Source organism: Arcticibacter sp. (genome assembly GCF_045629565.1).
GTDB lineage: Bacteria > Bacteroidota > Bacteroidia > Sphingobacteriales > Sphingobacteriaceae > Arcticibacter.
On sequence record NZ_JAZQRL010000078.1, the window covers coordinates 14,021 to 37,037 of the forward strand.

At 43.9% G+C, this 23,017-nt stretch carries 22 protein-coding genes and 2 tRNA genes; 16 read left to right on the forward strand and 8 right to left on the reverse strand.

Translation table 11 applies throughout. The annotated features are described in order from the left end of the window. Positions 1 to 9: 9 nt before the first annotated feature. The 3 genes from ACKI5J_RS09745 to carA all read right to left on the reverse strand — a co-directional run bounded on the left by ACKI5J_RS09745 (position 10) and on the right by carA (position 2,998). Positions 10 to 312 (reverse strand): FtsB family cell division protein, encoded by a 303-nt coding sequence (locus ACKI5J_RS09745; RefSeq protein ID WP_407428947.1) that lies wholly within the window; start codon positions 310 to 312, stop codon positions 10 to 12. Positions 313 to 416: 104 nt separating this feature from the next. Then, positions 417 to 1,709: a phosphopyruvate hydratase gene (gene eno / locus ACKI5J_RS09750; RefSeq protein ID WP_407428949.1), complete on the reverse strand. Its 1,293-nt coding sequence runs from the start codon at positions 1,707 to 1,709 to the stop codon at positions 417 to 419. Positions 1,710 to 1,885: 176 nt separating this feature from the next. After that, on the reverse strand, positions 1,886 to 2,998 hold the full coding sequence (gene carA / locus ACKI5J_RS09755) for a glutamine-hydrolyzing carbamoyl-phosphate synthase small subunit (protein WP_407428951.1): 1,113 nt from the start codon (positions 2,996 to 2,998) through the stop codon (positions 1,886 to 1,888). A gap of 312 nt (positions 2,999 to 3,310) precedes the next feature. Here carA and panB point away from each other — a divergent pair, with 312 nt between their 5' ends. From panB to hemH, 8 genes are all read left to right on the forward strand, one after another. Continuing rightward, positions 3,311 to 4,126 carry a 3-methyl-2-oxobutanoate hydroxymethyltransferase gene (gene panB / locus ACKI5J_RS09760; RefSeq protein WP_407428953.1) on the forward strand — a complete coding sequence of 272 codons (816 nt, stop codon included), beginning with the start codon at positions 3,311 to 3,313 and terminating at the stop codon, positions 4,124 to 4,126. A 5-nt stretch (positions 4,127 to 4,131) separates the two neighbouring features. Next, a complete protein-coding gene (locus ACKI5J_RS09765) occupies positions 4,132 to 4,851 on the forward strand; it encodes an RluA family pseudouridine synthase (RefSeq protein WP_407428955.1) in 720 nt (239 codons plus the stop codon). 53 nt (positions 4,852 to 4,904) lie between these two features. After that, on the forward strand, positions 4,905 to 5,516 hold the full coding sequence (locus ACKI5J_RS09770) for a lysophospholipid acyltransferase family protein (protein ID WP_407428957.1): 612 nt from the start codon (positions 4,905 to 4,907) through the stop codon (positions 5,514 to 5,516). A gap of 3 nt (positions 5,517 to 5,519) precedes the next feature. Next, positions 5,520 to 6,611: a glycosyltransferase family 2 protein gene (locus tag ACKI5J_RS09775; protein ID WP_407428959.1), complete on the forward strand. Its 1,092-nt coding sequence runs from the start codon at positions 5,520 to 5,522 to the stop codon at positions 6,609 to 6,611. Further along, on the forward strand, positions 6,608 to 7,240 hold the full coding sequence (locus ACKI5J_RS09780; protein WP_407428961.1) for a carotenoid biosynthesis protein: 633 nt from the start codon (positions 6,608 to 6,610) through the stop codon (positions 7,238 to 7,240). The genes ACKI5J_RS09775 and ACKI5J_RS09780 overlap by 4 nt, the downstream gene beginning before the upstream one ends. Before the next feature lie 70 nt (positions 7,241 to 7,310). Beyond that, positions 7,311 to 8,159 (forward strand): 4-hydroxy-3-methylbut-2-enyl diphosphate reductase, encoded by an 849-nt coding sequence (locus ACKI5J_RS09785; RefSeq protein ID WP_407428963.1) that lies wholly within the window; start codon positions 7,311 to 7,313, stop codon positions 8,157 to 8,159. Positions 8,160 to 8,174: 15 nt separating this feature from the next. Next, the gene (locus tag ACKI5J_RS09790) at positions 8,175 to 8,843 is read left to right on the forward strand and encodes a fatty acid desaturase (RefSeq protein WP_407428965.1); all 669 of its coding nucleotides are present in this window, start codon (positions 8,175 to 8,177) and stop codon (positions 8,841 to 8,843) included. 33 nt (positions 8,844 to 8,876) lie between these two features. Beyond that, the gene (gene hemH, locus ACKI5J_RS09795; RefSeq protein WP_407428967.1) at positions 8,877 to 9,896 is read left to right on the forward strand and encodes a ferrochelatase; all 1,020 of its coding nucleotides are present in this window, start codon (positions 8,877 to 8,879) and stop codon (positions 9,894 to 9,896) included. Between the two features lie 4 nt (positions 9,897 to 9,900). Here hemH and ACKI5J_RS09800 read toward each other — a convergent pair whose 3' ends face one another. Continuing rightward, entirely contained in the window at positions 9,901 to 11,106 is a 1,206-nt protein-coding gene (locus ACKI5J_RS09800) for a 3-deoxy-D-manno-octulosonic acid transferase (protein WP_407428969.1), read from the reverse strand. 334 nt (positions 11,107 to 11,440) lie between these two features. On the opposite strand from ACKI5J_RS09800, the gene ACKI5J_RS09805 reads away from it, so the two are divergent. Together ACKI5J_RS09805 and galE are read left to right on the forward strand one after the other, a co-directional pair. Beyond that, positions 11,441 to 12,430 (forward strand): UDP-glucuronic acid decarboxylase family protein, encoded by a 990-nt coding sequence (locus ACKI5J_RS09805; protein WP_407428971.1) that lies wholly within the window; start codon positions 11,441 to 11,443, stop codon positions 12,428 to 12,430. Between the two features lie 2 nt (positions 12,431 to 12,432). Beyond that, a complete protein-coding gene (galE, locus tag ACKI5J_RS09810; RefSeq protein ID WP_407428973.1) occupies positions 12,433 to 13,461 on the forward strand; it encodes a UDP-glucose 4-epimerase GalE in 1,029 nt (342 codons plus the stop codon). Between the two features lie 96 nt (positions 13,462 to 13,557). Here the strand turns inward: galE and ACKI5J_RS09815 are convergent, their stop codons facing one another. Then, complete coding sequence (locus ACKI5J_RS09815; RefSeq protein ID WP_407428975.1) at positions 13,558 to 14,802, reverse strand: ABC transporter permease; 1,245 nt, start codon at positions 14,800 to 14,802, stop codon at positions 13,558 to 13,560. 119 nt (positions 14,803 to 14,921) lie between these two features. Then, positions 14,922 to 16,406, reverse strand: a complete 1,485-nt coding sequence (locus ACKI5J_RS09820; protein WP_407428977.1) for a phytoene desaturase family protein — start codon at positions 16,404 to 16,406, stop codon at positions 14,922 to 14,924. Positions 16,407 to 16,479: 73 nt separating this feature from the next. Here ACKI5J_RS09820 and ACKI5J_RS09825 point away from each other — a divergent pair, with 73 nt between their 5' ends. Genes ACKI5J_RS09825 through ACKI5J_RS09840 form a run of 4 tightly spaced genes read left to right on the forward strand, consistent with a single transcriptional unit; the run spans position 16,480 to position 18,744 of the window. Beyond that, positions 16,480 to 17,316, forward strand: coding sequence for a phytoene/squalene synthase family protein (locus ACKI5J_RS09825; RefSeq protein WP_407428979.1), 837 nt, complete (start codon positions 16,480 to 16,482; stop codon positions 17,314 to 17,316). Further along, on the forward strand, positions 17,313 to 17,825 hold the full coding sequence (locus ACKI5J_RS09830; RefSeq protein WP_407428981.1) for a hypothetical protein: 513 nt from the start codon (positions 17,313 to 17,315) through the stop codon (positions 17,823 to 17,825). The genes ACKI5J_RS09825 and ACKI5J_RS09830 overlap by 4 nt, the downstream gene beginning before the upstream one ends. Beyond that, a complete protein-coding gene (locus tag ACKI5J_RS09835) occupies positions 17,822 to 18,505 on the forward strand; it encodes a lycopene cyclase domain-containing protein (RefSeq protein WP_407428983.1) in 684 nt (227 codons plus the stop codon). Before ACKI5J_RS09830 ends, ACKI5J_RS09835 begins: the two co-directional genes overlap by 4 nt. Beyond that, entirely contained in the window at positions 18,505 to 18,744 is a 240-nt protein-coding gene (locus tag ACKI5J_RS09840; RefSeq protein WP_407428985.1) for a cytochrome b5 domain-containing protein, read from the forward strand. Before ACKI5J_RS09835 ends, ACKI5J_RS09840 begins: the two co-directional genes overlap by 1 nt. A 31-nt stretch (positions 18,745 to 18,775) precedes the next feature. On the opposite strand, the gene ACKI5J_RS09845 is transcribed toward ACKI5J_RS09840, so the two are convergent. Further along, the gene (locus ACKI5J_RS09845) at positions 18,776 to 19,696 is read right to left on the reverse strand and encodes a PfkB family carbohydrate kinase (RefSeq protein WP_407428987.1); all 921 of its coding nucleotides are present in this window, start codon (positions 19,694 to 19,696) and stop codon (positions 18,776 to 18,778) included. A 130-nt stretch (positions 19,697 to 19,826) separates the two neighbouring features. Here ACKI5J_RS09845 and ACKI5J_RS09850 point away from each other — a divergent pair. Both ACKI5J_RS09850 and ACKI5J_RS09855 read left to right on the forward strand, forming a co-directional pair. Beyond that, a tRNA-Asn gene (locus ACKI5J_RS09850) sits at positions 19,827 to 19,900 on the forward strand. A 287-nt stretch (positions 19,901 to 20,187) separates the two neighbouring features. Then, a tRNA-Asn gene (locus ACKI5J_RS09855) sits at positions 20,188 to 20,261 on the forward strand. A 64-nt stretch (positions 20,262 to 20,325) separates the two neighbouring features. Here the strand turns inward: ACKI5J_RS09855 and ACKI5J_RS09860 are convergent. Further along, on the reverse strand, positions 20,326 to 22,773 hold the full coding sequence (locus ACKI5J_RS09860; RefSeq protein ID WP_407428989.1) for a TonB-dependent receptor: 2,448 nt from the start codon (positions 22,771 to 22,773) through the stop codon (positions 20,326 to 20,328). Between the last annotated feature and the right edge of the window lie 244 nt (positions 22,774 to 23,017).

A 23,017-nucleotide genomic window follows, 5' to 3' on the forward strand; every position in this document is an offset into this window, starting at 1 on the left:
TTATTCTAGTTATTTCTCTAACTCTCTCTCCGGAATAATTACATATACATCCTCATTTTCCTTTTTCATGAGGTATTTCTCTCGGGCGAACTTTTCGAGCTTGGTTTGATCAGTAGTCAGCTCGCCTAAGGTCTTTTTTACTAATTCAGTTTCTTTGGTATAAAAGTCCTTCTCTTCCTGGAGCTTTCTTAACTCTGTTCGGTAGTCGTATTGAGACATCAAATCATTTCTGTCAAAAAACAGCATCCATGCTACAAAGATAGAGGCAGAAAGGAAGTACTTATTGCTGAAAAGGTTGATGATGCGTTTCATAGTGGTACAAATATAAAACATCCCGTATGGTTTTCATACGGGATGTGCATTATGAGTATTAAAACTTTATTATCAGTACTTTACGCAAACTGATTGCGTAGTGACTATTTTAAGAATTTGAAGTCTCTTCCGATGAAACGGGCAGATGCACCAAGTTCTTCTTCGATGCGGATTAGCTGATTGTATTTTGCAATCCTGTCTGAACGTGATGCAGAACCAGTCTTGATTTGACCACAGTTAAGAGCTACGGCAAGGTCAGCAATCGTGTAATCTTCAGTTTCACCTGAACGATGGCTCATCACAGATGTATAGCCGTTGTTCTGTGCAAGTGTTACTGCGTTGATCGTCTCAGACAACGAGCCAATTTGGTTTACCTTTACCAGGATAGAGTTAGCAACTCCGGTTTCGATTCCTCTCTGAAGGAACTTTACATTAGTAACGAACAAATCGTCACCTACCAGCTGGATTTTCTTGCCTAGTTCGTCTGTAAGTTTTTTCCATCCGTCCCAGTCAGTTTCAGCAAGACCATCTTCGATAGAAAGAATAGGGTATTTAGCAGCCCATTCAGCCCAGTAAGCAACCATATCGTCACTGCTAAACGTTTTGCCTGGGTTGGATTTGTAGAAACTGTATGTTTTTGTTTCTTCATTGTACATCTCAGAGCTGGCCGCATCCATCGCAATGTAAATGTCCTGACCTGGCTTGTAACCAGCAGCTTCAATTGCCTGAAGCACTGTTTCGATAGCTTCTTCGTTGCTCTGGATTTCGGGAGCAAATCCGCCTTCGTCTCCTACGTTGGTAGAGTATCCTTTTTTCTTTAAAACGGACTTTAACGTGTGGAATATTTCAGTTCCCATTCTCAATGCCTCAGAAAAAGTATCAGCGCCTACGGGCATGATCATAAATTCCTGAAAATCGATTTTGTTGTCAGCATGAGCGCCACCGTTCATGATGTTCATCATGGGAATAGGAAGTGTGTTCGCATTAACACCGCCAATATAACGGTATAAAGGCTGGCGGCTTTCCTGCGCTGCAGCTTTTGCGACAGCGAGAGATACACCAAGGATTGCGTTTGCGCCGATAGAACCTTTGTTGTGAGTTCCATCAATATCGTTCATCAATTTATCGATAGTATTCTGATCAAATACATCAATACCCTGAAGTTCTTTAGCTAATTTTTCATTTACATTTTTAACAGCGTTTAGGACGCCTTTACCCATGTATTTGCTTTTATCGTTATCACGCAGTTCAACCGCTTCGAACTGGCCGGTAGATGCTCCTGATGGTACGGCAGCGCGCCCAAGGGTTCCGTTTTCAGTTACTACGTCTACTTCAACAGTAGGATTGCCCCTTGAGTCGAGGATTTGGCGGGCATGTACGTCTAAAATTAAGCTCATTTGTTTTGTATTAGTTTATTACCGTATTGGGTTATTTTCTTCTTATATAGTTACAAAAACTATGCAGGATTAGGCCAAAAGTAGTGTTTTTTAGAGCATCAAAAATAACTTATCTTACAATTATTTATGATTAGAAACAAAAAACCCGTCAATATAAACTATTAACGGGCTGTAATCTATTTCGTGGTTTCAGGAATCATCATGTCGACAAACTGGTCGAACAAATAGCGTGAATCATGAGGTCCGGGAGAAGATTCAGGGTGGTATTGAACCGAGAATGCTTTCTTTCCCTTTACACGGATACCTTCAATCGAGTTGTCATTCAGGTTCAGGTGAGTGATTTCAACCTTGTCTGAATGGCGAACGTCATCTGAAATTACGCCAAAGCCATGATTCTGCGATGTGACTTCACAGTGATCTAAGATGATATTTTTGACAGGATGGTTGAGGCCACGGTGGCCGTTCTTCATTTTCATGGTCCTGATGTCATTGGCTAACGCAAGCAGCTGATGGCCAAGACAGATTCCGAATAGCGGCTTATCCGCTGATAACGCCTGCTTGACTGTTTCAATTGCGTAAGGCATGGAAGCCGGGTCGCCGGGACCGTTCGAGATAAAGTAACCATCGGGTGCCCATTTCTCCATTTCCTCGAATGGTGTTTTCGCAGGGAAAACCTTTGCGTAAACATCTCTATGATCGAAATTGCGGAGGATGTTCTTTTTGACCCCTAAGTCCAGAACGGCCACGCGATGTTTTGCATTCTCGTTGCCATAATAGTAAGGTTCCTTTGTACTGACCTGAGAAGAAAGTTCCAGCCCGTCCATAGAAGGAACTGCAGCCAGCATTTTTTTTAACTCTTCAATGTCGAGTACTTCTGATGAGATGATTGCGTTCATAGCGCCTTTGTCACGAATGTGACGGACGAGTGAACGTGTATCAACATCAGAAATGCCAACCACATTTTCTTCCTGGAAATAGTCCTGGATAGATTTGTCAGATTGCTTACGGCTGTAGGCAATGTTGAAGTTTTTACAAACGAGGCCGGCAATTTTAATATCACCTGATTCAATCTCTTCAGAATTTACTCCATAGTTTCCAATGTGTGCATTGGTGGTAACCATGATCTGTCCAAAGTATGACGGATCGGTAAAGATTTCCTGGTAACCGGTCATTCCGGTATTAAAACAAATTTCCCCGGTTGTAGTGCCAATCTTTCCGGCAGCCTTTCCGTGGTACACAGTTCCGTCCTCAAGAAGGAGCACAGCAGGTAGTTTGATATAATTAATCATTTCAGTTTATGTCGTATAGATTTGAATTCTTGTGTTCGCTTAATGTTTCGTTTATCCACTCATAGTACAGGTATTCTGCACCTGGGCCATAAGCCAGAATGAATTCATTCTCAGCGTATCCCTTGTTTTTGATGTTTGTAAATAAATGAAACAGGTTAAAGTTCCCGAAAGATTTTCCGGATTCAGAGTACAACATACTGAAGCAGTTCACTTCAATTTTCACAGGGGACAAAGGTATAAAATTATTGTGAATTATAGAATCGGATGAGCATACTTTTTCTACATTTGCCGGAATACCAATCGAGACGAGATATGTCAGTAAATACACAGATCAAACGTATCACCACCAACACTCTTCATGATATGAAAGCGAGAGGTGAAAGAATCGCTATGTTAACGGCCTATGATTATTCAATGGCCAGAGTGGTTGACGATGCAGGGATAGATGTTATTCTGGTAGGCGACTCTGCGTCAAATGTAATGGCCGGGCATGAAACAACATTGCCCATTACACTTGATCAGATGATCTACCATGCAGCATCGGTAGTGAGGGCGGCAGCACGTTGTCTGGTAGTTGTGGATCTTCCGTTTGGTACCTATCAGGGAAATTCGAAAGAGGCGCTGCATAGCGCTATCCGGATCATGAAGGAGTCTGGTGCCCATGCTGTAAAGCTCGAGGGGGGCGAAGAGATCCGTGAATCCGTTGAGCGAATTATCACTGCCGGGATTCCGGTGATGGGACATCTTGGTTTGACGCCGCAATCTATCCATAAATTTGGCACGTATACAGTAAGGGCTAAAGAAGAGGCTGAAGCTAGCAAGTTGAAGCAGGATGTGATCGCTTTGCAAGAGGCTGGTTGCTTTGCTATTGTGCTGGAAAAGATTCCGGCAGAGCTGGCCAGGGAAGCAACTGCTAGTTTGAAAATACCCACCATTGGCATAGGTGCGGGTCGTTACTGCGATGGGCAGGTCCTGGTTATACACGATATGATTGGCTTGAATAAAGGTTTTAAGCCCCGGTTCCTGCGTCAGTATCTGGATATGTATGGAATGATGAATGACGCGGTGAAGTCGTACGTAAATGATGTAAAATCAAGTGATTTCCCTAGTGATAAGGAACAGTATTAATCCTAATGGCTAAGATAGATAAGGGATATATAAGCTACGATGTGACAGATAAGGATGTCTTATTTGAAGACAACCATCTGATAGCCATAAATAAACGTGGAGGAGACATCGTGCAGATCGATGATACTGGTGATGAGTCTCTGGATGAAAAAGTTAAAAAATACATCGCCAGGAAGTACAACAAACCCAATGGTGCGTTTTTAGGGGTGGTACACAGGCTCGACCGGCCGGTAAGCGGTGTGATTTTATTTGCCCGTACAAGCAAGTCTCTCGATCGTGTTAATAAGCTGTTCAAATCCCGGCAAATGCACAAGACGTATCTGGCAGTGGTAAGAAATCGTCCGGTTCCGGAATCAGGCAATCTTGTACACTGGTTGGTAAAGAATCCGCAGAAGAATGTCACTAAGGCCTATGATCAGGAGGTGCCGGGAAGTCTGCGTTCTGAACTTAATTACAAGCTTATTGCTGAACTGGGGGGGTATTATCTTATCGAGGTAGATCCCATTACAGGCAGACCTCACCAGATCAGAGTGCAGTTATCCACTTTGGATTGTCCGATCGTAGGTGATAATAAATATGGGTACCCTCGCGGCAGCCTTAAGAAAACTATTGCTCTTCATGCACGCAGGTTGCAATTCGTGCACCCGGTAAAGAACGAACCGGTTGACATAGTTGCGCCTTTGCCTCACGACGGGTTCTGGGAAAAGTTCGAACACCTCATCTGATTGTTAGGATTAAGCCTGCGAAACCGCTATATTACGGCCTCTAACATGATTGGATGTACAAATCGGCTGTAAAATCTTTTTTTACCTGGTATATAGGGTTTATTTTAAGAAAGGACTTTTCGAGGTTTTCTTTCAATAAGATTTCTTTTGAAGAACAGCGGTCAATCCTCTTACTTGCCAATCATTTTTCCTGGTGGGACGGCTTTATGATTTTTTGGATCAACCGTTTGCACTTCCGGAAAAAATTTCATGTAATGGTCACGGAAGAGAACTACAAAAACGTTTGGTTTCTAAAGTACCTGGGCGCGTTCCCGGTCGGTCGGCAGCCTAAAAAGATGATAGAGTCCCTTGAATACGCCGGCCGTTTGCTGGATGATCCGGGAAATCTGGTGCTGATCTTTCCACAAGGGAAGTTACATTCTAATCATGTAAAAGAGATTGCCTTTGAGAAAGGACTAATCAATCTCATCAACTCTTCGAATAAGCATTTCCAATACGTTTTCTCCGCGTCTTTCGTTGATTACTTTGATACACGTAAACCCACTGCAGCCTGTTATTTACAAAGCTGGGAGGGTGCCGAGTTTGCTAGTTTACAGTTAATTAAGAGTGCGTATAACAAACATTATGAACATTCACGGCAGGAACAATGCCGAACTATCAAATAATAAATGCTTGTCTTTTATGTAGTTTTCTTTTTCCTGATACTGAGGTTTACGATTAGTCTTTTCAACTTTATTTCTAATCCCAAACTTCCTGTTTCACCCAGAAAGTATACTGATCTGGTGTCTGTTTTAATTCCCGCTCGCAATGAGGCTGGCAGGATAGAAGTTCTGCTTCAGTCTGTAATGGAGCAGTCATATCAGAACCTGGAGATCCTCATTCTGGATGATCAGTCTACAGATGAGACGCTCAGAGTCTGTAACTTATATGCCAGTCAAGACAAGCGAATCCAGGTGATCAGGGGAAAGGAACTGCCCGATGGGTGGCTCGGCAAAAACTTCGCGTGTCATCAGTTGGGGCAGCTTGCGAAAGGCCGGTATTTCGTGTTTATCGATGCGGATACAAAAATAGAGGATGGCTTGTTTGACAATGCCGTTCACAGGGCCAGGCGGGGCAAGCTTGTTCTTTTAAGTCTGTTCGCTACTCAGATCATGGAAACCATAGGCGAAAGGATTGTCGTTCCCCTGATGCACTTTATTCTTCTTAACCTGCTGCCCCTGCGTCTGGTTAGATTATCACGAAATCCCTCGTTTTCTGCTGCTAGTGGCCAGTTTATGATGTTCGACGGGCCAATGTACCAGATCTACCACTGGCATGCCCAGGTAAGGGATAAGGTGCTTGACGATATGGAAATTGCGAAGCTGATAAAAAATTATCAGCTGCCCATAGAAACGCTTCTTGCAAACGGTTTTATCAAGTGTCGTATGTACAGCGGCTATGACGAGGCCGTAAATGGCTTCAGTAAAAACATCCTTGCAGGGTTCAATATGAATGTTGCAGGCTTGATCTGCTATTTGCTGCTGGTAATGGTTGGTCCCATATTTATCGCCTACTACCTGAGCGTTTCTCTGCTTATGTTTGCTGTGACCCTGATCCTTTTAAGCAGAATAATGATATCGATGATGAGCGGGCAGAACGTGTTTTGGAACCTGATTTTACATCCTGTTCAGATGGTCTCATTAACCTTGATTTCAGTTGTTTCGATAGTCAGACACTTAACCCAAAAGACCACGTGGAAAGGGCGTGCAATAAAATCATGATTATAAGATTTAAAACGTGTTCTTCGCTCATTGTTTTGTTCTATAGTGTTGGTCTGTTTGGGTTTTTATATCCGCCGACCGTGCCTCTGTTCAAGCAACTGGTGCCGTTTCATCTCTTGCTAATGACCGGCTTGCTGATAGTAAATCAGCATGTTAGAAATCGATCATTCTGGATTTTTCTTGCAATTACTTATGTCGCTGGCTTTCTCGTGGAGCTGGTGGGCACCCAAACCGGACTGGTCTTCGGAAGCTATTCTTATGGAGGGACGCTTGGTTATAAAATTTTTGATACACCGCTCCTGATAGGAGTAAACTGGATCCTGGTCATTTATTCTGCCGGAATGGCCCTGTCGATACTGGGTGTGAGGAATCTCTACGCATTTCTGTTTCTAGGAGCGTCATCAGTTACCTTGCTCGACTTCCTGATAGAACCTGTTGCTATGGAGTATGACTATTGGGATTGGGCAGGTGGTGTAGTTCCTGTGCAAAACTATATCGTATGGTTCATTTTTTCTGCTGTTCTTCTTCTAGGATTTCATAAAGCTAAATTCGCCAAAAATAGCGGGCCGGCTGCAATATTGTTCGTGGTGCAGTTTTTGTTCTTCCTGGTTCTCTATATCAGCCTGTAACCGTTTATTTTGCGCAGATAATAATGCAGTACCAAACAGAAACATTTTGCTATTTTTGCGTTAATTTATTATGAGTTATAATCTACAAGTAACAATAGACGGAAATTCAGGGTTTTGCTTTGGAGTGGTTTACGCCATAGACATGGCAGAAGAGATATTGGAAGAGGATGGATATCTGTATTGCCTTGGAGATATAGTACATAATGATGAAGAAGTGGAGCGCTTGAAAGCCCGTGGCCTGAGGATTATCAATCACGATGAACTTCCTGGTCTTCACGGGGAGAAGGTGCTGATACGCGCTCACGGAGAAGCTCCGGAGACTTATCGTATTGCCTTGAAGAATAATATTACCTTGATTGACGCTTCTTGTCCGGTGGTTCTCAAACTCCAGAATAGAATCAAGGTGTCTCATGAAGACGACGAGCCCGTCCTTATTTTTGGTAAACATGGCCATGCGGAAGTTATCGGTCTTCAGGGACAGACGAATAATGAGGCTTTGGTTTTTCAGGATCTCACTGAACTTGACAATGTCGACCTTCCCGCCAAATTTACGCTCTATAGCCAGACAACAAAGGGTACCGAGAAGTTTTACCAAATCAAAGATGAACTTATTCAACGAGGGTATGAGGTAAAGGCTAACGATACCATATGTCGGCAGGTCTCTAACAGGAATGAAGATCTGGAGAGTTTTGTGACGAATTTTGATAAGATTGTTTTCGTATCTGGCAAGAAATCATCAAACGGCAAGGTTCTCTACGAAGTGTGTAAAAAATATAATCCAAACACCTATTTCATATCTCAGGCTGAAGAGCTCGATATTAACCTGTTCAGTCCCGGTGACAAGGTTGGGATTTGTGGAGCCACCTCCACCCCGATGTGGCTGATGGAAAAGGTAAAAGCTGTACTTGAAAATTTCTAATAACTGGTTTCTCTCATGAGAAAGGCATCTAACTTCGGTATACTGGTCGCTTTGGTTGTCATCTCTTGCTGGGCGCTGTGTCTGTTTTCACTTCTTCGCTGGAACTTTCAATGGGATAATCCGCTCGTTTATCTCATGATTCTGGTGCAGACACATCTGTATACGGGCCTTTTCATTACGGCGCATGACGCGATGCACGGTACTGTGTCTTCTTCACGTAAATTTAATCTCTTCATAGGTCAACTTTGCACTGCCTTATATGCTGCTTTTTCCTTTAATAAATTGATGGTCAAACACCACGAACATCATCGTCACGTACACTCCGATCTTGATCCGGATTATCATGAGGGTACCTTTCCTGTGTGGTATTTTCATTTCATGAAGGAGTACATGTCTGTCTTGCAGATTGTGATGATGGCCGTGTTGTTTAATATCTTAACCATCTGGTTTACAGAAGTTAATATACTTGTTTTTTGGGTATTGCCTGCCTTGCTCAGTACGCTTCAGCTTTTCTTTTTTGGTACCTGGCTGCCTCATCACGGCGAGCATCAGAACGTTCATCATTCCCGGAGCTTGAAGAAAAACCATCTTGTTGGATTCTTTTCCTGCTATTTCTTTGGATATCATTACGAACATCACGAGTTTCCCGGTACGCCATGGTGGAAACTTTGGCGGATGAAATAGCTAAGCGAAATCAGCTATATTTGCAATCGATTTATGAGCAAGCAAGGCGTTTTATTGGTAAACCTGGGGACACCGGATAGTCCCTCAGTCAAAGATGTGAGACGGTATCTGGATGAGTTCCTGATGGATGAACGGGTGATCGATATCAGTCAGCTTGGACGGACCCTGTTAGTTAAAGGGATAATTGTGCCTTTCAGAGGGCCTAAATCAGCCAAAACATATCAAAAGATATGGACAGATAAGGGCTCGCCACTGATGTATTATAGCGAAATAATGAGAGACGAGCTGCAGAAGCGCCTGGGAGATCGCTATCAGGTGGAGCTGGGTATGCGCTATCAGAACCCATCCATTGAGTCGGCACTTAATAAGCTGAAGGCAGGCGGGGTCAAAAGTATCCGGGTAATTGCGTTGTTCCCTCAGTACGCCTCGGCAACCACCGGATCTGTTCATCAGAAGGTGATGGAAGTTGTGAGCAAATGGCAGGCCATTCCGGATATCTCATTTATTAATTCCTTCCACAACGATCCTGATATGATCACTGTTTTTGCAGAAAATGGGAAAAAGCATGAGCCGGAAACATATGATCACTATCTCTTCAGCTTCCATGGCTTGCCACAAAGGCAGCTCATTAAAGGGGATGATTCAAAGAGACATTGTCTGCAATCTTCAGACTGTTGTTCGGTACTCAACGAGACGAATAAATTTTGCTATTCAGCACAGTGTCATGATACAGCGCGCCTGATCGCTGAAAAACTTAATATCCCCGCGGAAAGGTTTACCGTGACTTTTCAATCCCGACTAGGCAAGGAGCCCTGGGCGCAGCCTTACACCAGCGAAGTTATTCATAACCTTGCTAAACAGGGAATCAAGCGTCTACTGGTATTTAGTCCGGCTTTTGTAGCTGACTGTCTGGAAACCATATATGAAATCGCGGAAGAATACGATCTGGAGTTTAAGGAACTTGGCGGAGAGAAAGTTCAGCTTGTCGAGAGCCTGAATGATAACCCGATTTGGATAGGAGTCCTGGAGAAATTAGTTAAGCAGGCGGTATAAGCTTTTACCTTCGCTTAAATACATACTCATCCAGATAGGAAAAGATAGCTTCCGTCGCACCGGTATTGTTTAGAACCAGTTTCTTTGCTGCATTGCCACTTTCCCGGCGGAAGTCAATTTCTTTAAGCTTATTCAATACTTCGAGTAGTTCATCTTTATTTTTAATGCTGAAGGCGGCGTTTTCAGCAATGAGCATTTTTGCTTCCAGAAAGCGTTTGTAATTTGGTCCAAATATTATGGGAAGACCGAATGCAGCCGCTTCGAGCGTGTTATGGATACCTACCCCGAAACCTCCTCCGATGTATGCGATCTGGCCATATTGGTAAAGAGAGGAGAGCATACCGATATTATCGATTATTAAAATTCTCCACTTTTTCGTCTCGTCAGGAAGTCCGTTTTCTTTCAATTCAGAATATCTCAGGTAGGTGTTTGCAGGAAGGAGACTCTCAAAGGCTTTCAGCTTATCGGGTTTGATCTCATGTGGCGCAATGATAAACTTCCATTCTTCAAATCGCTCGATGGCCTTCGAGAGGATGTTCTCATCCTCCGGCCAGGTGCTTCCGGCGACGAGAACATTTGCTGAGCCACAAAACTCCCTCACAAGCTGAAAATCTTTCGGTTGCCGGGCGTTCGAGGCAACCCGGTCAAAGCGGGTATCTCCACCAATACTGGCATGAGTGATGCCAATATTTTCAAGCATCGAAATGCTGGCAGCATCCTGTACAAAGAGCCTGCTCACCTTTCTCAGCATAGCCCGGTGCAAACCGCCATACCATTTGAAGAATATCTGATCATCCCTGAATATAGCTGATATTACGATCAAAGGGATGGAACGTCGATTCAGCTCGCTAAAGAAGTGGTACCAGTATTCATATTTCGTAAAAATAGCCAGCTTCGGATTGATGATATCTACAAATTGGCTGGCATTTCTTCTTGTATCTAAAGGAAGGTAGAACACATGATCAGCAAGGGCATAATTCTTTCTGAGTTCATATCCCGAGGGGGAGAAAAAGGTGATTACAACAGGATACCCAGGATAGTCACTTTTTACTTTTTCTATCACCGGCCGGCCCTGCTCAAACTCCCCTAAAGACGCAAAGTGAAACCAGATGTGTTGCTTTTCAGAATTTACCTCCTGTTTCATCTTTTGAAACAGGTTTTTTCTACCTTTAACCCAGGCTTTAGCTTTGACGTTAAATGCTTGGGACATTACAATTATTATCCAATAAAATTGAATCCCAAGATTATATATGAACAGCATGTGTTTCTTATGATTAATATTGGCCGAAAATACTGTTAAATAACAAATTAATTTGCTCATTACATGAAAATTGCTGTAGTTAGAACTGCATATTCACGACGAAAATATATTAGGTAACCCGGGTAAATACAAACGTGCACGTGCTGTGAATGTGAGGCTGCAGTTAGCAGATCACGAAGTAAGCACGTTAGCAGTTTACTTGGATGGCCGTAAAGCATAGGGCTATAATTGATATACCGTGGATATTACCACATAAAATACATAAAGAAATAGTACAGTCATAATGGCAAGAAAGAGAATTTTAATTACTGGAGCGGCCGGTTTCCTTGGTTCACATTTATGCGACAGGTTTATTAGTGAGGACTTTCATGTCATCGCTATGGACAACCTGATCACAGGAGATCTGCGCAATATCGAACATCTGTTTAAACTGGAGAATTTTGAGTTCTACAATCACGATGTGTCTACTTTTGTTCATGTGCCCGGGGACCTTGATTATATCCTGCACTTTGCATCCCCGGCTAGTCCTATCGATTATCTGAAGATCCCCATTCAAACATTGAAGGTTGGTTCACTTGGTACTCATAACCTCCTTGGCTTAGCACGTGCCAAACAAGCCAGGATGCTTATCGCTTCTACATCGGAAGTCTATGGTGATCCTAACTGTAATCCGCAACCTGAAGAATATTGGGGCAATGTGAATCCCGTCGGCCCGCGTGGCGTTTATGATGAGGCCAAACGTTTTCAGGAGGCCATAACGATGGCTTACCATACTTTCCACGGTGTTGAGACAAGAATAGTTCGGATCTTTAATACTTATGGACCACGTATGCGACTCAATGACGGTCGTGTACTGCCCGCTTTCATTGGTCAGGCGATCAGGGGAGAGGACCTTACCGTATTCGGAGATGGATCTCAGACTCGGTCATTCTGCTATGTAGATGATCTTATCGAAGGCATTTATCGCCTGTTATTCTCAGATTACCCTTACCCCGTGAATATCGGGAATCCCGACGAGATCACTATTCTTGAGTTTGGTGAGGAAATCATCAAGCTGACCGGAACAGACCAGAAACTCGTAACGAGGCCGTTGCCTACAGATGATCCGAAGCAACGTCGCCCGGATATCACTAAAGCGAGGGAGATTCTCGGTTGGGAACCCAAAGTGTCCCGTGCAGAAGGTCTGAAAATTACTTATGAATACTTCAAGTCGCTGCCAAAAGATATTATTGAAAAAATTGAACATAAGGACTTTGCCAATTATAACAAATAGCTATGGGTAAAATATTAGTAACAGGTGGAACCGGATACATTGGTTCACATACTGTAGTCACACTTCAGGAAGCAGGTTACGAAGTCGTAATCGTTGATAATCTGGACAATTCGAGTATCGGTATTCTTGATCAGATTACGGAGATCACGGGTATAAAGCCCGAATTTCACAATCTGGACCTGTGCGAAGAGAAAAAGGTCATCGACTTCATATCAGCAAACCCCGGTATCACCGGAGTAATACATTTCGCTGCGCATAAAGCCGTTGGAGAGTCGGTGGCTCAGCCGCTAAAGTATTATAGGAATAACTTTTTTTCGCTTATTAACCTGTTAAAGGCTTTTGAAGGAAGAGAAGTGAACTTTGTCTTCTCCTCGTCGTGTACCGTTTACGGACAGCCTGATATTCTGCCTGTTACCGAAGATGCGCCAGTAAAAAAGGCGGAATCTCCTTATGGAAACACCAAGCAGATAGCGGAGGAAATCCTTTCAGACATTGCTAAAGTCAATACCAATTATCATATTATCTCCCTGCGGTATTTTAACCCCGTTGGTGCGCATGAAACTGCTCTTATCGGAGAACTTCCAATAGGTGTTCCCCAGAATCTGGTTCCTTTCATCACGCAGAGTGCCATAGGTAAACGTGGTCCTATCACAGTATATGGAGATGATTACGATACTGAAGACGGTAGCTGCATAAGGGACTATATTCATGTGGTCGACCTCGCCAAGGCACATATCGCCGCACTGAAAAGGCAGGAAGAAAAGAGAATGGAGGGCAGTTATGAAGTTTATAACGTTGGTACAGGTAAAGGAAGCTCCGTACTTCAGGTTATTGATGCGTTTGAGAAAAGTACCGGGGTAAAGCTTAATTACCAAATAGGTCCAAGACGCGAAGGCGACATTGAAAAAGTATGGGGAGATGTGACAAAAGCAGAGAGCGAATTAAACTGGTCCGCTGATCTGGATCTCGAAGAGATGATGAAATCTGCATGGGCCTGGGAAAATTACATTAAAGAAAATCCCATTCAATAATATGGAAAGCGTGGGCTGAACTTCCCGGGGACAGATCAGCCTGCTACACGTCTCAAAAAGTAGAAAGAGGAGTTGCATGCGTATGCAGCCCTCTTTCTATTCATACCTTAAGGCCTCAACAGGATCCAGTCTCGAAGCCTTGGATGCAGGGTATATACCTGAAATAATTCCGACAACAATACAGAGAACCACTCCTACAGCCATCCAGAGCCAGGGGATGATAAAACTTGCTTCCAGAGCCATGGCCACCACATTGCCGATCAGTATCCCCAAAACAATACCGGCCAGGCCTCCTATCAGGCAGATAACGATTGCTTCATACAGAAACTGCTGCCTGATCAATGTAGGGTTCGCGCCTATTGCTTTGCGTATGCCTATTTCCCTGGTCCTCTCCGTTACCGATACAAGCATGATGTTCATCAGACCGATTGAGGCCCCAACAAGCGTTACAAAGGCGATGACTATCGCACCTATTGTTACCCATTTAATGTTTTCCAGAAGCGTTTGGACGATAGCATCACTCTTGGTGATCTCAAAGTTGTCGTCCTGACCTGCACTTAGTCCTCTTATATTTCGAAAAAGTGCTGTTGCTTCTCCAATGGTCGACTCGCTTTGCCGGGTATCTAAACTCATCACGGTGATTGTATAACTCGGTCTTGCATTAGTTGATATCTGTCGCGCTTTGAGTAGGGGCACTACACAAACTTTATCTCCTCCAAAGCTCGCGCCTGACCCTTTCTTTTCAAAGATTCCGATAACCTTGTATTTGTTATTACCCAGAAGGATAAACTTGTCTATGGGATTCAGGTTGGGAAATAGCCGCGTTTTGATCTCTTCACCAATGATCACAACGTTTGCACCGTAGTCTACTTCTGATTTGGAGAAGTTTCTTCCGTCCGACAGCGAGTATCCTCCGGTGGTGATGTACTCCCGGTCGCCACCTATGATGTTGATGTTGGGATTAGTCTTCTCGCTCGCATATTTTGCAGTGGCACCCTGTGACGCAAACGTGTTGACAGAGACTATTGCAGGATAGTCAAACCGCTCCTTAAAAGCAATCGCTTCCCTGAAAGTGATAGAAGGATGTCGCTTCGGCTGTTCCCCCGGGCCTCCGAACCGAATACCCGCACCACGGTTCCGTATGGTGAAAGAGTTTGCCCCCATCCTGGAGAACGTGCTGTTTAAAGAGCTTTTTATGGCGTCTATCGACGTAAGAATGCCAACCAGAGCCATTAGTCCAATGGCGATTATCGCTGCCGTCAGCAATGTCCTCAATTTGTTGCTTTTTACAGACTGAAGCGCAACTTTGACGTTCTCTTTATAATTATTACTTACTGGCATGAGAGACAATGGTTAACCTATGTTTAGAGCAGCAGATATACTTCTTTGTTACATTTGAACTATTATTTTATCTGATCACGATTGGTTTCATAACAGAACTGTAGCTGCCATGAACAAATTTATTGCTGCCGCCGAAGGAGCTTCATCGCTTCCTCTGCAGCCACCTGCCCCGATATAATCGCCGGCGGTACGCCCGGTCCTGGTACAGTAAGCTGCCCTGCGTAAAATAAATTCTTAACTTTTCCAGAGCGTAGCTTCGGTTTTAAGAAAGCTGTTTGCAACAGCGTATTCGCCAATCCGTACGCATTGCCCTTAAAAGAATGATAATCGTCCACAAAGTCTTTGATGGCATAACTTCTCTTAACAATAATCGAGTCTCTGATAGTTTCCCCTGTTACCATTTCAAACCTATCCATAAGAAGCTTAAAATATCGCTCTCTGATCTCCTCTGTATCTTCCAATCCGGGAGCTACCGGGATAAGGAAGAACAGGTTTTCTCCCCCTTCCGGCGCAACAGAGCTGTCAGATCTGGAAGCGCAGCAAACATAAAAGAGCGGTTTCTCCGGCCATTGAGGTCTTTTGTATATTTCATCAGAATGCTTGTTGAAGTCTTCATCAAAAAAAAGACTGTGATGTTGAATGTCTCTCAGTTTTTTGCCCACTCCAATGTAAAATAGTAATGAGGATGGAGACAGCGTACGATTATTCCAGTACTCGGGAGTATAGCCCCGATAGTTGCTTTCAAGCAAAACCTGATCGGTATGATGATAATCAGCATTCGAGATGATCAGATCAGCAGGCTTAAAGCCTGAATCTGTTTCCAGTCCCATTGCTATGCCCTTTTCTACCTTAATCTTTGTTACTTCCGTATTCAGGCAGAACTTTACTCCCTGTTCGGATGCAATCGAAACCATGGCCTTTACAATTTCGTTCATTCCACCTATAGGATACCAGGTTCCAAGCGCCAGATCCGCATAATTCATCAGACTGTAGAGCGCCGGAGTTGTTGCTGCTGTTCCTCCCAGAAACAGCACCGGGAACTCCAGGATCTCAATAATTTTAGGATGCTTAAAATACGACTTCGCATGGTTTCGAAGACTCGTAAACAACTGCAGTCGGAAGCTGGCACTGATGAGCTTGAGGTCAATATACTCTGCAATGGAGTGAGAGGGTCGGAACACAAAATCACCCATACCTGTTTGGTACTTATATTCGGCCTGCTTGAGAAAACTGTCCAAACCATGCGAAGCACCCGGCTCAAGTTCTTCAAACAGTTGCCTAAGCTTGGCCATATCAGCAGGAACGTCCGTAAAGTCCCTCTTGCCCCAGTAAACACGATAAGAAGGGTCAAGTCTTTTTAGTTCATAAAAGTCTGAGCTTTTCTTTCCAAATAAGGAAAAGAAGTTTTCAAATACATCCGGCATCCAGTACCAGCTTGGTCCCATATCGAAGCGGAAACCGTCTTTTGACCATACCCTTGCTCTGCCACCGGGTTGCTCATTCTTCTCATAAACAGTTACATCACATCCCGCTTGGGCGAGAATAGACGCTGCTGCCAGACCTGCAAAGCCGGAGCCGATGATAGCCACTGAAGATGTATTCATATAACGGTAAATGTAACCTCAAAAACTTTTAAACCAAAATTTCGTATTATTGATAAATGGGGCGCTACGTTTTATGATGGATTTATATAATTACTCTTGTTTTGAGTGCAGTAAGCTCATTACGAAAACCTATAGTACCTCTTTTAGTCTGGGTATCCGCGCCTTTCACAAAGAACTCCGTAACCCCATTTACGCCATCTATGGATTCGTCAGGTACGCCGATGAGATAGTTGACACCTTTCATGACTACAATAAGATGGAAATTATCCGCCAGTTTGGTCTTGATACTTACCAGGCTATTGAAAGGGGGGTCAGTATCAATCCAGTGCTTCATTCATTCCAGCTTGTTGTAAACCAATACCAGATAGACAAGGGTCTTATAGAAGCCTTTCTGCATTCTATGGAAATGGACCTGCAGAAACTATCTTATACCGACGCACTCTTTAAAGAATATATATATGGTTCTGCCGAAGTAGTGGGACTCATGTGCCTCAGGGTTTTCTGTCATGGCCATGAAGATTTGTACGCAACGCTTCTGCCTTCGGCCAAACGGCTGGGCGCCGCCTTCCAGAAGATCAATTTCCTCAGAGATATACAAGCCGATTACGAAGAGAGGGGAAGGGTGTACTTTCCGGACGTTGACTTTCTAAGTTTCAGTGAGTCTGACAAAAGAATTATTGAGGAAGATATCCGCATAGACTTCGATGAAGGACTCACCGGGATACGCCAGCTGCCTCCTAAGTCCCGTGGGGGCGTCTACGTTGCCTATCTCTACTATCTCGAGCTTTTCCATAAAATCGAGTCGAAGCCGGCACATACACTGGCCGCTGAACGCATCCGGGTGTCTGACAAGAGGAAATTATGGTTGTTCGGACGGGCGCTGTTTAAGGAGAAAATAATAGGCTTATGATCAAGTTGTTTCTATTGCTGCTGATGCTGCCCCTATCGGTCCTTTCAACAGATCTGGATAAAGTGAGAGCGCAGTTCTACCAGGCTGTCGAGAATAAGGCCGTTGCAGAAAAGTTTTTGGAACGGATGAAGCGTGACCAGGGAATCAGTGCGGTTCATCTCGCCTATTACGGCTGCGCTCAAACATTAATGGGGAAGCACGCATGGAATCCTTATCAGAAGCTGGCTCATCTCAAAAGCGGAATGCAGGTGCTCTCCACTGCATCGAAAAAGGCCCCCGACGATCTGGAAATTCGATTTTTACGGTTTAGTATCGAGCATTATCTGCCCTCCTTCCTGGGCATGAGCAAGCATCTTGATGAAGACAGGAAAAAGATAGTCAGCCTCGTTCAGAAACGCCAATATGGCTCGCTCGGTAAAGATGTCCTGAAAAACATGGTTACCTTTGTTATCGAAAGTGGCAGAGCAAATGGCGGAGAACTGGATATTCTAAACCAATCCATGAAATGAACGAGAAATACACCTACCTGTTAATTAATTTCCTCACGGTACTATTTCCGGTCCTCTTGTCCTTCGATAAGAATGTACACTTCTATAAGAAATGGAAGTATATCTTTCCTGCCCAGGTGATAAGCGGGTTGTGCTTCTTACTCTGGGATTATATCTTCACCTTATATGATGTATGGTCTTTCAACAGCCGGTATGTAACCGGGCTTTATTTCCTCAATCTTCCAATCGAGGAGATTTTATTCTTTGTAACGGTGCCTTTCTCCTGTATATTTATTTATGAATGCCTTAACTTCTACGTTAAGAAAGATATTCTCGCCAGGGCCAGTCTTTCGATCACACACGCATTGACTGCTCTTTCAGTGGTTCTGCTGGTGTTTTACCACGACCGGGTCTACACGCTGATCACGTTTGGTTTGCTGTTGGCCAACTGCTTATATGTGTACCTCAGGAGACCAGACAATATGGGTCGTTTCTATCTCGCCTTTCTGGTTTCCATGTTCCCGTTCTATATCGTGAACGGAATATTGACCTCCTTGCCGATTGTGATGTATAACGATGCTCAGAACATGGGTCTGCGCATATCAACAGTGCCTTTCGAAGATCATTTCTATTCCCTTTCCATGCTGCTCATCAATATTTTATTATTCGAGTATTTCCGGAGAAAAGGTAAAAACGCTTAATGGAAACAGATCTGCCAGAGTATACGATCGCTCAGTTAGCCCTCCGAAACGGGCAAGACAAACCACAGATTTGGGTTGCAGTGGATGGTGTTATCTACGACGTGTCGGAAAGCCGGCTTTGGAGAAACGGGCAGCATTATGAGCATTGGGCAGGGCAGGACTTAACGTCCGAACTAAAAGATGCCCCTCATTCAAAAAGCGTATTTATTCGGTTTAAAAAGGTGGGAAAAATCAGGTGATAATCCCGCCGGGAGACTATCACCTGAAGTACTATGGTTCTATAACAAAGCTGCTTAGCGTTACAAATTCCCTTATGCGGCTTTCCACACCAGTCTGAGTAAGATCTTTAATTTTCTCTGTTCCAAATTTTTCAACACAAAACGATGCCAGTGCCGATCCGTAGATCACCGCGTTCTTCATATTGTTGAAGTTGATGGTGCCAACTTTAGCCAGATACCCGATAAATCCCCCGGCAAAAGTATCACCTGCGCCTGTCGGGTCAAACACCTCAGCTAGCGGCAGAGCCGGGGCAGAAAATACGCGTTCTGAATCAAATAACAGTGCACCGTGCTCACCTTTCTTAATAATCAGATATCGTGGTCCCATCGCAATAATTTTCTTGGCGGCCTTCACCAGCGAGTATTCGCCTGACAGCTGGCGCGCCTCGGCATCGTTAATCGTCAACACGTCGACTAGCTTCAGTGTCTCTTTTAAATCTTCCATCGCCATATCCATCCAGAAATTCATTGTATCAAGAACGATCAGCTTTGGACGGTTCCGAAGTCTTTCAATGGTAACCTTTTGTATCTGAGGGGTGAGGTTGCCCAGGAGAAGGTACTCGCATGTCTGATACGATTCCGGAATGATAGGGTCGAAGTCAGCCAATACGTTCAGTTCGGTAGTAAGTGTATCGCGACTGTTCATGTCATTATGATACCTTCCCGCCCAGAAAAAAGATTTTTCACCTTCCTTTACCTGTAATCCTTCTACGTCAATTCCATGTGTGGTAAACGTTTCAATATCTTCTTTGTGAAAATCATCACCAACGACTCCCACAATTTTTACTTTATCATAAAAATATGATGCGGCAAGACTAGCATATGTTGCTGCTCCGCCGACTATTTTGTCCGTCTTTCCGAAGGGCGTTTCAATGGCATCAAAAGCCACTGTACCTATAATAACTAAGCTCATAAATTATTTTTAAAAAACTTTAAGCAAATATTGCATAAATAAATTTAAATCCCGAATATTGCAGTCCCAAAACACAGCAGCGCTGTCCACTAAAACAGGGCAGCAAGGCACAAATAACCGGGTTTAATACTCCTGAGTAGCTCAGCCGGTTAGAGCATCTGACTGTTAATCAGAGGGTCGCTGGTTCGAGCCCAGCCTCAGGAGCAAAGGGGTGAACAAATTAACGTTGTTCACCCCTTTCTTTTTAACCTGTTCCCTGCTTTCCCGGTTTTAATAGCCGCAGTCCGTTACTAGTGGCGAAGCGCTTAGATGGTATTTCCTGCAACGGCTCCTCCTGAAAAAATTAATGTCCTTATTATGAAGCTTTAGCAGTTCGAAGCCTGATTTTTATTGAAACGCACTTTTAAAATCAGATTTAAATCGCGAATATTGCATTCCCAAACACAGCGAAACTTTCTTAGAAGGTGAAGCAAACATTAACCGGGTAACACTCCTGAGTAGCTCAGCCGGTTAGAGCATCTGACTGTTAATCAGAGGGTCGCTGGTTCGAGCCCAGCCTCAGGAGCAAAAGCCTTCCGGTATCAAACCGGAAGGCTTTTTTAATTCCACACGATCCACTCAATCCCGTCCTAAAACTCGTAATTAATGCCCAGGGAAGGAATCAGGTTGCCTGACGACTCATTAAGGATGACCGGAATTGCATTACTTCCATTCGGCTGAAGCGGTCGCCCATCACTAGTAACAAAGCTGCTGTTATCATCGCTTCGCTTGAAGGTATACTTAGGGAAAGATGCGTTCTGCGTTTTCAGGATATTTTGGATATCTACGTAAAAATTAATAGACGTCTTCTTCAGGTTTATTCGTTTATCTACACGAAGATCGGTTTGACTAAACGAACGAAGTCTTTCTGAATTAAGGCGACTATAGTCGAAGGTTCCTGTACCAATAGCCAGGTAGTTCTGTTGCGAACTTATCATATTAAACGGGGTATAAGGAGATCCGCCCGCGAAACGGTATTTGACACCCAGGTCCCAGTTATTCTTGAACTTATAACCCAAAGTTGCCGAAAACAGATGTTCGTTATCCCAGGAGGATGGCAGTAGCCTTCCGTTCAGGCCAGAAAATTTGCTTCTTACATACGTATAGCTGGCTACATAAAAGATTCTGTTCTCCAGCTTCTGCTGCGCGTAAACCTCGAATCCGTAAGTTTCCCCCTTGCCGATACTCAAAAGTTTTTCACTTCCCACAGAGGTATACTCCGAACCCTGATTGGCCAATGATATTCCTGTCGCCTCCGAAACAGGGTAGTCGTTATATTTTTTGAAAAAAGTTTCGAAGGTGAATCTCAGCGAGTTCTTCGGCAAGAACTGGGTACCTATTACGTAATGGGTCGACTGTATATAGTCAAGGCCTTTGTTCGCGTTTAAACCGTTGTTATCAGCATACCCGAGAGCAGTATAGGGCGGAACCTTGAAATACGTGCCTACAGAAGCGTTGATGTCCCAGCGCGAATTAACATGATAGGCAAAAGAAAGTCTTGGCGAAAGTGTCTTAAGCGGATTGTTGCCCTTGTCGGTAAACGTATTCATATCCGTGCGGATACCGCCAGAAACCAACAGCTTATCATTAAGAATGTTCTTCGATGCCTGTGCAAAAAGTCCGTATTTCCAGAAATTAATAGAATTATCAAAGTTGAGTATCCGTTCAGGAGTAATGACGTTTCCCTGATCGTCACTTATTTCATTGGACAATTTGTTAAAAATGTTTCCACTATAGCCTACATACTGGGTCATCAGTCCTCCCGAAAGCTTCCAGCCGTTAACAAACTTGTTAATATCAAACCGTAGTTTGTTTTCCATCTCCTGTGATTCAACAAAGAGGGTCCGTGTCGACTCAATTTTCTGCTCATCCTCAAACTTGTCCAGGTTATTTTCAAACATGTTCCGGCTAAGCGAAACGTTCATGTAGCCGTTCCTGATCTTATGATTTAAGTTAAACCCAACAGTATAATTCCATTGGTTAATATAGGGCGTCGACCGGAGAACATAGGTGTTCTCCGGCGTCGATTCCTTTGTTGGAGCAAAGTTGAAATGATCCAGCGCACCTAAGCCGATCGCTGTTAAGGTAGTCTTCGCATTGAATTTGTGCGTAACCTTATATTGAAAGTCTTCAAAATCCGGACGAATCGGAAGGTCGATAAGCTTAAACAACAGGCTGAGATATGATTTCCTCGCCGACGCCAAAAATGTGGTCTTCTCAGACAGAGGACCCTCAAGCGTCAACACCGATTCTGTGAAGCTTATCCTGGCATTTCCTGATAGTCGTTCCGAGTTTCCGTCTCTTTGGGTGATCACAAAGGTCGAGGCAAGAGGATTGTCATAACGCGCGTCGAAAGCAGAAGAGGATAGCTTGAGGCTCTCAATAAAGGAAACATTTAAAATTCCCTGCGCCCCGCCCGAGCTTCCCTGCGTTTGGAAATGGTTAAGGACGGGGATTTCTATTCCATCCAGGTAGTAAACGTTTTCGTTAGGTGCCCCCCCGCGAACAATAATATCGTTCCGTTCGCCTACACCATTGCTAATCCCTACTCCCGGAAGCGTTTGCACAACTTTTGATACATCAAAGTTTCCTCCCGGATTGCTCTTGATCTCCTCGGTCGTGAGTTGCTGAACAGAAAGAGGAGTAACCATATCCGTCGCAATAGCAGATTGTCCTCTGTTAAAGGTTACCTGTACTTCGTTCAAACTATTTACAGCCGGCTCGAGCCGGAAATTGACAATCTGGGCATTGCCCGTTGATATCACCACATTGAACTTTTCTTCACTTAAATAGCCAACGTATCCGGCACTTAAGGTGTAGGTTCCTACCGGAACGCTGATCCTGAACCGCCCTGTACTGTCTGTTGCGGTACTGATATTGGTGCCCTTTACAGTCACCGTGGCACCCAGAATAGATTCGTTCGTGTACCTGTCGGCTATGCTGCCGGTCACTATACCGTTCCTTTGTCCAAGAACCTGTATGCTGATGAATAAGAGAAATGTTATAAGTACTGTTCCGAGCCGGGAGCTTGCTGTCATGCGTAATTCAGGTAAGTGATAAAATTACCAATATTCATACGATTATGTTTCGTCTTCGCCATTTAATAAAGCTGAAAACGGATCTTTTCTCATAGCCTTAGGGATGAATGGCTTCGCTGATCCGGCTTGAGCGGGTCTTAACAAACGATTTTGTTACAAATATTTTTACTCGCCGCTTGACAGCTCTGATTTATTTCTATATTTGTCTATCAAAACTATAGACTATGAGTGCAAACTTACCTTT

What these genes read in the sequence shown, in the direction of transcription:
- ACKI5J_RS09745 (WP_407428947.1), bottom strand. Translation starts at nt 312, where the DNA reads ATGAAACGCATCATCAACCTTTTCAGCAATAAGTACTTCCTTTCTGCC.
- eno (WP_407428949.1), bottom strand. Translation starts at nt 1,709, where the DNA reads ATGAGCTTAATTTTAGACGTACATGCCCGCCAAATCCTCGACTCAAGG.
- carA (WP_407428951.1), bottom strand. Translation starts at nt 2,998, where the DNA reads ATGATTAATTATATCAAACTACCTGCTGTGCTCCTTCTTGAGGACGGA.
- panB (WP_407428953.1), top strand. Translation starts at nt 3,311, where the DNA reads ATGTCAGTAAATACACAGATCAAACGTATCACCACCAACACTCTTCAT.
- ACKI5J_RS09765 (WP_407428955.1), top strand. Translation starts at nt 4,132, where the DNA reads ATGGCTAAGATAGATAAGGGATATATAAGCTACGATGTGACAGATAAG.
- ACKI5J_RS09770 (WP_407428957.1), top strand. Translation starts at nt 4,905, where the DNA reads ATGTACAAATCGGCTGTAAAATCTTTTTTTACCTGGTATATAGGGTTT.
- ACKI5J_RS09775 (WP_407428959.1), top strand. Translation starts at nt 5,520, where the DNA reads ATGCTTGTCTTTTATGTAGTTTTCTTTTTCCTGATACTGAGGTTTACG.
- ACKI5J_RS09780 (WP_407428961.1), top strand. Translation starts at nt 6,608, where the DNA reads ATGATTATAAGATTTAAAACGTGTTCTTCGCTCATTGTTTTGTTCTAT.
- ACKI5J_RS09785 (WP_407428963.1), top strand. Translation starts at nt 7,311, where the DNA reads ATGAGTTATAATCTACAAGTAACAATAGACGGAAATTCAGGGTTTTGC.
- ACKI5J_RS09790 (WP_407428965.1), top strand. Translation starts at nt 8,175, where the DNA reads ATGAGAAAGGCATCTAACTTCGGTATACTGGTCGCTTTGGTTGTCATC.
- hemH (WP_407428967.1), top strand. Translation starts at nt 8,877, where the DNA reads ATGAGCAAGCAAGGCGTTTTATTGGTAAACCTGGGGACACCGGATAGT.
- ACKI5J_RS09800 (WP_407428969.1), bottom strand. Translation starts at nt 11,106, where the DNA reads ATGTCCCAAGCATTTAACGTCAAAGCTAAAGCCTGGGTTAAAGGTAGA.
- ACKI5J_RS09805 (WP_407428971.1), top strand. Translation starts at nt 11,441, where the DNA reads ATGGCAAGAAAGAGAATTTTAATTACTGGAGCGGCCGGTTTCCTTGGT.
- galE (WP_407428973.1), top strand. Translation starts at nt 12,433, where the DNA reads ATGGGTAAAATATTAGTAACAGGTGGAACCGGATACATTGGTTCACAT.
- ACKI5J_RS09815 (WP_407428975.1), bottom strand. Translation starts at nt 14,802, where the DNA reads ATGCCAGTAAGTAATAATTATAAAGAGAACGTCAAAGTTGCGCTTCAG.
- ACKI5J_RS09820 (WP_407428977.1), bottom strand. Translation starts at nt 16,406, where the DNA reads ATGAATACATCTTCAGTGGCTATCATCGGCTCCGGCTTTGCAGGTCTG.
- ACKI5J_RS09825 (WP_407428979.1), top strand. Translation starts at nt 16,480, where the DNA reads ATGATGGATTTATATAATTACTCTTGTTTTGAGTGCAGTAAGCTCATT.
- ACKI5J_RS09830 (WP_407428981.1), top strand. Translation starts at nt 17,313, where the DNA reads ATGATCAAGTTGTTTCTATTGCTGCTGATGCTGCCCCTATCGGTCCTT.
- ACKI5J_RS09835 (WP_407428983.1), top strand. Translation starts at nt 17,822, where the DNA reads ATGAACGAGAAATACACCTACCTGTTAATTAATTTCCTCACGGTACTA.
- ACKI5J_RS09840 (WP_407428985.1), top strand. Translation starts at nt 18,505, where the DNA reads ATGGAAACAGATCTGCCAGAGTATACGATCGCTCAGTTAGCCCTCCGA.
- ACKI5J_RS09845 (WP_407428987.1), bottom strand. Translation starts at nt 19,696, where the DNA reads ATGAGCTTAGTTATTATAGGTACAGTGGCTTTTGATGCCATTGAAACG.
- ACKI5J_RS09860 (WP_407428989.1), bottom strand. Translation starts at nt 22,773, where the DNA reads ATGACAGCAAGCTCCCGGCTCGGAACAGTACTTATAACATTTCTCTTA.